Annotated in this window: 2 protein-coding genes; both read right to left on the bottom strand. The window is 40.4% G+C overall.

The annotated features are described in order from the left end of the window. Nucleotides 1–52: 52 nt before the first annotated feature. On the bottom strand, nt 53–418 hold the full coding sequence (locus JFC08_RS13570; protein WP_193007178.1) for an REP-associated tyrosine transposase: 366 nt from the start codon (nt 416–418) through the stop codon (nt 53–55). A 72-nt stretch (nt 419–490) separates the two neighbouring features. After that, a complete protein-coding gene (locus tag JFC08_RS13565) occupies nt 491–1,267 on the bottom strand; it encodes a lysozyme inhibitor LprI family protein (protein WP_198331104.1) in 777 nt (258 codons plus the stop codon). Nucleotides 1,268–1,385: the final 118 nt, after the last annotated feature.

The raw sequence follows: 1,385 nt of genomic DNA, 5'->3' as shown, positions 1-1,385 counted from the left end.
TTGCTATTGTATACATGGATGAAAGCGGCTTTGAGTCTGAAACCATTCGTTCTCAATCATCTAAAATGGTATGTTCCCAATACCGTCTTTGCCAAACGCCTGATTCCTTTTGCCTATTTCGGCTGCGATTATTGGTGTGTTTTAAATGCGCTGATAACTGGCGGGTAAAATGGCTTTTAAATAGGCGGATGCGAGTGGGATAGTCCGTATCATTATCAGGTAGTGTCCATAACGCATGGATATGATCGGGTAAGATGACGATGGCGTCAGTGGTAAAGGGCATTTTTTGCTGCACCTTTTGATAAGCCTGTCGCAACTCATTGACCTGTGTGATGAGCAAATTGCTCTGACGGTCATGCAAATTAATAGTAAAAAAGTAGGTGGCTCCAGAGTTTCTGTTTCTAATATAATTTGGCATAGTTTTTTTGTTTTTATTATCAATAATGGTGGGTTACGCTACCGCTAACCCACCCTACAAAACACTTCTCCCTCATTTATTATCCATAACAATCCCATCAAAATAACCACGCATACCGCAGCGCGACTCTCGGTAGTCGTTATTGATATCTTTGAATAACAGCTGAGTTTTGCCTTGATAGATGGCCGGATATAAACGCAGCTCAACGGTCTTACCCGCTTGATAATCGTTTAATACCCAATGGTTCTCTGACCACATGGCTTTTTCATTATCGAGACTGCACGAATGAGCATTGGTGAAAATTAAATCTCCATCAATGATGGCAAGATAAGGTTTGTCAGAAACTTTATGAATAGAAACTGCATTGGTTACCTTACCCGTATCTTCCCAGCGCTGAGTATCCGGGTTATACATGGAGATATTTACCGTAGTGGCAAATTTACCAAAGGCTGTTTTATTGGGTAGCTCAGAAGTGCTTAAGCTTTCTGCATCGCCCCAAGTTACGCCATTGAGACTCTTTTTACCTAGATATTCTTGATATTCTCTAATGAGGCAGGCTTCGCTTTGGCAAGTGTTTCGCTGAAACTTCAACCATTGCCGCTGAGCATTTTTAGTGATAACTCTATGATTTTGGCTATAGTCCTCATTATCAGCACTCGCTAACTCGGCTTTATATTTTTTTGCCATATTCTCATCAAGTTGTGATAGCTCAGAGTTACTACAGACCGTTTTTTCGATCCAGGTACTGGCTTTACCGCAATCAAAGCTGGCCGAAAAAGCTGGCATGGCGAGTAGACTAGAACTTAGAAGACCGATAGCGGTTAAGGTGGTAAAGTTGAATAGTTTCATGCGGCTCTCTCTGTTTAAAATACGTGTTTTGAAACATAAAAATTATAGGGGAGTATTTTATTTGCTATAGTCAATCCACAATAAAATTAGTACAACCCATATTATGAAATAGTTTAGG

Origin of the sequence: Psychrobacter cibarius, assembly GCF_016107535.1 — a bacterium.
Classification (GTDB): Bacteria; Pseudomonadota; Gammaproteobacteria; order Pseudomonadales; family Moraxellaceae; genus Psychrobacter; species Psychrobacter cibarius.
Note: the sequence above shows the minus strand (reverse complement) of the source record. Positions and strands in the feature narration are given on the sequence as shown.